This is a genomic window from Streptomyces sp. NPDC055287, from assembly GCF_053646035.1.
In genome coordinates this window covers 43433-48539 of record NZ_JBSHNE010000039.1, presented here as the reverse complement: position 1 = coordinate 48539, position 5107 = coordinate 43433, and the positions used below count along the sequence as shown (strand labels likewise).

General features: G+C 67.3%; 3 protein-coding genes and 3 pseudogenes. 3 read left to right on the top strand and 3 right to left on the bottom strand.

Annotation, left to right across the window (positions count from 1 at the left end; translation table 11 throughout):
- Nucleotides 1-481: 481 nt before the first annotated feature.
- On the top strand, nucleotides 482-850 hold the full coding sequence (locus ACWIHY_RS33875) for a hypothetical protein (RefSeq protein ID WP_454380195.1): 369 nt from the start codon (nucleotides 482-484) through the stop codon (nucleotides 848-850).
- 112 nt (nucleotides 851-962) lie between these two features.
- Nucleotides 963-1169, top strand: a pseudogene (locus ACWIHY_RS33870) (DUF7683 domain-containing protein); the annotation flags it as partial.
- Between the two features lie 29 nt (nucleotides 1170-1198).
- Here ACWIHY_RS33870 and ACWIHY_RS33865 read toward each other — a convergent pair.
- Together ACWIHY_RS33865 and ACWIHY_RS33860 are read right to left on the bottom strand one after the other, a co-directional pair.
- Nucleotides 1199-1949: pseudogene (locus ACWIHY_RS33865) on the bottom strand (transposase).
- 179 nt (nucleotides 1950-2128) lie between these two features.
- Nucleotides 2129-2296 carry a hypothetical protein gene (locus ACWIHY_RS33860; RefSeq protein ID WP_454380193.1) on the bottom strand — a complete coding sequence of 56 codons (168 nt, stop codon included), beginning with the start codon at nucleotides 2294-2296 and terminating at the stop codon, nucleotides 2129-2131.
- Nucleotides 2297-2327: 31 nt separating this feature from the next.
- On the opposite strand from ACWIHY_RS33860, the pseudogene ACWIHY_RS33855 reads away from it, so the two are divergent.
- Nucleotides 2328-3347, top strand: a pseudogene (locus tag ACWIHY_RS33855) (IS110 family transposase); the annotation flags it as partial.
- A 245-nt stretch (nucleotides 3348-3592) separates the two neighbouring features.
- Here ACWIHY_RS33855 and ACWIHY_RS33850 read toward each other — a convergent pair.
- Nucleotides 3593-5107 (bottom strand): WD40 repeat domain-containing protein (locus ACWIHY_RS33850; RefSeq protein ID WP_454380192.1); only part of this gene is annotated, 1515 nt, incomplete at its 5' end.

Genomic DNA, 5107 nt, shown 5'->3' with positions numbered 1-5107 from the left:
TCAGCGAGGTGATGTCCCTGACCGCCTGGCCCTGCGCGGACATCAGCACCACGATGGCCCGGCGCAACCTCACCGGATCCTTGGCGGTGCGGCTGGTCCGCTGCAGCCGACGGCCCTCCTCCATGCTCACCGGCCGGACGAACACACTCGGTTGACGCCCCACGACCACCTCCAAGATCAGGTCCTGGAGACAGTCTGCTCACCCCCGAGCAGCACGTCGAATACCCGGCCGACGATGCGAGCCGAGCCACTAGCACGGCCAACAGGCGGTGGGTGGACTCTCAGGTGAGCATCGCCTGCCTGGAGCGCGGATCCGAAGATGGCAGTAAGTTCTGGAGCCCGAATGCTTTGTGAGGAGCAAGCAGTGAAACTGCTGTCCCTCGGTTCAGGTCCAGGTTCCTCGCCGGCCTGGACATGGTTTGCTTGGTTGGGGTCAACAGTGAGTGATGAGTTGCTGTCGTTTGTTGCCGCGGAGAGAGCCTTGAGCCGCCTGTCGGCGCTCGTCGTGCCCCTGCCCCGCCTAGCGGCGCGGAAGAACTTCGGTGAACTGCTCTTCCAGCCCCGCCGCCTCACCTGCGCCGGCTGCGGCGCGGTCGCCGAATGGACGGCCGCGCAACGGGGTGCCGGCCTGGTCGGCGCGGTGCCCGGCGGCACCGAGGACCCTTTCTTCCGGCGGCCGCTGTGGCTTCAGACCCGCTGTGCGGGACGGATCCTGTGGGCCTACGACGAGGAGCACGTTGACGCCCTCGCTGCCTACGTCGGTGCCCGGCTGCGCGAGCGTCACACTTCCCCGACGAGAGGCATGTTCGCCCGGCTGCCGGGCAGGTTCTTCCGTGGCGGCCCGTTCTAGGCATGTCCTCCGCGCCTGGCCGCGCACCGGCATTCCGCGCCGTTACCGCTGCCGGAGGGCTGGATCCGCATCCTCGGCCTACCGCTGACCAGCAACCGGAAGGGCAGACGCCATGACTGCCAGGTACGTGATCGAGCGCTACCGCAAGGGCGAGGATCGCCCCGAAACCGAGAGGAACGTGACGGCCGTCGGGCGTCGGCCCCTCGCGGAGCTCTTCGATTGTCCCCTTGAGCAGTTCGTCAACGTCTACGCAGTCGATGCGGCGCATGCCGCAGTGCTGGCCGCCTTGACGGGGCTGAAGTTCGACCTCGACACGTACGACTACTTCCTTTCCATCACTGAGCTTCTTCAGCGTTGCAGCTCCAGTGTGAGGACGGCCTTGGCGATTGACGTCATGCGGTTGGGACTGCATCGGGACCTGCGGAAGATCCGCCAGGACTTCAGGCGGGCGACGCCGCGTTCGACGGGTGCCCGTGTGGCGGCCAGGGCACGGTTGCGGGTCTTCTCGGTGGGGGTCAGTTCCTGCAGGGGCCTGCGTTTGATGCCCGTGGTCAGCCACGGACCGGCGCCCTGGTAGGCAAGATCGGCCACGATGGGAGCGCCCTGGCGCTCGCAGATTCGGATGATCCGGTGGGTGCGGGCGGCGGTCAGGTCGTGAGTGCGGCCCGGCAGGGCGGGCGAGAGCCACAGCAGCCGGCCGCCGGGATCGGTGACGACCTGCACGTTCACGCCGTGGCGCCGGTGCTTGTGGGAGTAGTCGGCCCGGCCGTCGGCGACCCGGTCGCACTCGGCGAGGGTTCCGTCGAGCAGGACGAAGTCGGGATCATGCTCGCGCAGCGTCCTCAGCAGACCCGGCGCACGCGCGGCGAGCAGGTCGACGACCGCGCTGGTGTAGGCATGGGCGGTGGACTCGCTGATCCCGAACCCGGCGGCGATCTTCGCCAAAGTGGTGTGCTCGCGTCAGGTACACCAGTGCCACCATCGCGCGCTGGGACGGACGGAGCTTGCAGCGCCGGTCGCCCTCACGGGTGACGATCAGCATGGTGACCCACTCCACGAGTGCGTGCGGCAGGTCGATTGCGGCAGGATGGACGACCAACGAGGCCCCCGAGCAACGTGATTGAGACGTCAGACATCTCGATCAACAGCCCGGGGGCCTCGCTCGTTTCGCTTCACGGACCGTCACCCGATCGGTGGCCACATCGAAGAAGCTCACTCACGCGACATTCAACGACCCGGAACGCTTACCGTTTCGGATCAATAAGACAGCGTTGACGTTCAGCGGTCATTCTCAATCCCAATCACCTCTTCCAGCGTGCACGGTCGGCAGATCCCAGGCGGGTCTTCGTAGACCCCGCACGTGCCGGGACCCTCCATGATGATCCGGATGTTGTCGAAAACGAACAGCACTTGCTTCGGTCGGTACTTGCCCTTCTCGCCGCGCACATGCCCCATGGTGATCTCGTGGATCTCCCGGAGCTTCGGCGCCCTCCCGCTCACGGTTGCCCGCGACGCCGGCTGCAAGGTCGCCTACCTGCCCGGACTGGCGATGCGACGGATCGCCGATCTCTACCCGGGTGAGGCCAAGACCGACGCGAAGGACGCCGCGGTCATCGCGGACGCGGCCCGCACCATGCCGCACACCCTGCGCTCGCTCGAACTCACCGACGAGATCACCGCCGAGCTGACCGTGCTCGTCGGCTTCGACCAGGACCTCGCCGCCGAGGCCACCCGCACGTCCAACCGGATACGCGGCCTGCTCACCCAGTTCCACCCCAGCCTGGAGCGCATCCTGGGCCACCGCCTCGACCACCAGGCCGTCACCTGGCTCCTGGAGCGTCACGGTTCCCCGGCCGCGCTGCGCAAGGCAGGCCGCCGCAGACTCGTCGAGGTCATCCGGCCCAAGGCCCCGCGCATGGCAGCCCGGCTGATCGACGACGTCTTCGACGCCCTCGACGAACAGACCGTGGTCGTGCCCGGGACCGGCACCCTCGACATCGTGATCCCGTCCCTGGCCCGCTCCCTCGCAGCCGTCCACGAACAGCGCCGGGCCCTGGAAGCCCAGATCAACGCCCTGCTGAAGGCACACCCTCTTTCCCCGGTCCTGACCTCGATGCCCGGCGTCGGCGTCAGGACCGCCGCAGTCCTGCTGGTCACCGTCGGCGACGGCACCAGCTTCCCCTCCGCCGCCCACCTCGCCTCCTACGCCGGCCTCGCTCCGGCCACGAAGTCGTCGGGGACCTCGATCCACGGCGAACACGCGCCCCGAGGCGGAAACCGGCAGCTCAAACGCGCCATGTTCCTCTCCGCCTTCGCCTGCATGAACGCCGATCCCGCCTCCCGCATCTACTACGACCGCCAGCGAGCCCGCGGAAAGACCCACACCCAGGCCCTCCTCCGCCTCGCCCGCCAACGCCTCAGCGTCCTGTTCGCCATGCTCCGCGACGGCACCTTCTACGAACCTCGCGAGCCCAGGACCGCCACCCTCGCCGCATGAACCCCACCCCGACGAATTACCTCAAACCCGGCACGACAGAGTTGACGAAACCCATAGAGGCACCCCCCACCCTGCGGATACCTCATACCTCCGGCATACCGCGACGATCACCAACCGTCAGCCCCCTACGACAACCCGCCTTCAAGGTCAGTAGGAGTATCAGGAGAAGCAGGTCGGGTCAGGCCGAACGTCAGCGCGCATAGATGCCTATGCGCCGGACGCACGTCCGTCCCGTCTGAAAACCATCACATCGTTGCCGTGCCCACTACCAGCGTCTCATCTGTGCTCATCGCGCAAGCACCAACGCCTGTTGGCATAAGAAGGGTCTCGGTGCAGCGAAACTGCTCCAAGTTCCAGATCTGCACTGTCCGATCTCGGCCGCCGACGACAGCCACCGGCTGGCCGCTGAGCGTGCCGCATGCCACCGCATTCACTGAGCCGTCGTGTCCGGTGAGCGGTTTTCCAACGGCCCGGCCGGTCGCCAGGTCCCACATCCGCACCGTCGAGTCGAGACCGCTCGTCACGGCCACCGCCTGGCCTTTGACTGTGCCGCATGCCACCGCATTCACTGAGCCGTCGTGTCCGGTGAGCGGTTTTCCAACGGCCCGGTCGGCCGCTAGGTCCCACATCCGCACCGTCGAGTCGAGACCGCTCGTCACGGCCAATGGGCGGCCTTTGACCGTGGCGCACGCTACCCCTGTCACCGCGCCGTCGTGCTCGGTGATGGGATCAGTTTCTACGACAAAGGCCTGGTCGGACGCCAGATCCCATACCCAGACCCCGTCCGAACCGCCAATCAGAGCCAGCGGATGACCATTTACCGTAGTGCACGCCACGGCTTCCACCCATTCGTCGCACCGCATGAAGTTTTCGCTAAGGACTTGGCCAGCCGTCAGGTCCCATGCATACACATGGTCATCAAAGCCCGCGCCAGTCACGGCCACAGGCCGGCCGTTGAGTGTGGTGCAGGCCACCGCGTCTACAGTGCCGGTGTGCCCGCGGAGGGGTTGGCCAACGGTCTGGTCCGCCGCTAGGTCCCATAGCCGTACTGTCTTGTCGTCGCCGCCGGTGACGGCGATCGGCCTATCGTTGACTGTGGTGAACGCCACCCCGCGCACCAAGCTGTCATGCCCGCGGAGGGGTTCGCCTACAGCCTGGCCAGCGGCCAGGTCCCACACACGCACCGTGGTGTCGTAGCCGCCGGTCACGGCCATCGACTGGCCGTTGAATGTGCCGTGCGTGACCGCAGCCACGTCGAGGTCGTGATCGCGACCGCGGAGGGGCTTGACAACGCGCTCGTCCGCCGCCAAATCCCATACCCACATGCGATGATCACCGCCGTCGGTCACGGCCACGGGGCGGCCATTAACCACGCCGCATGCCACCGCCTTGCCGTGGTGACGGAGGGGGGCACGCATGGCCTGGCCAACCGACAGATCCCAAACCCGCATTGTCTTGTCGTGGCCGACGGTTACGGCCACCGGCCGGTCGTTGATCGTGCCGCCAGCGACCGCATTCACCGTGCCCTCGTGCCCCCTGAGGGGTTCACCCACTGCCCGGCCGGCCGCCAGGTCCCACAGCCGTACCGTCCCATCCTCGCCGCCGGTGACGGCGATCGACCTATCGTTGACCTTGGTGCACGCCACCGCGACCACCCGGCCGTCATGCCCCCTGAGGGGTTCACCCACTGCCCGGCCGGCCGCCAGGTCCCACAGCCGTACCGTCCCATCCTCGCCGCCGGTGACGGCGATCGACCTATC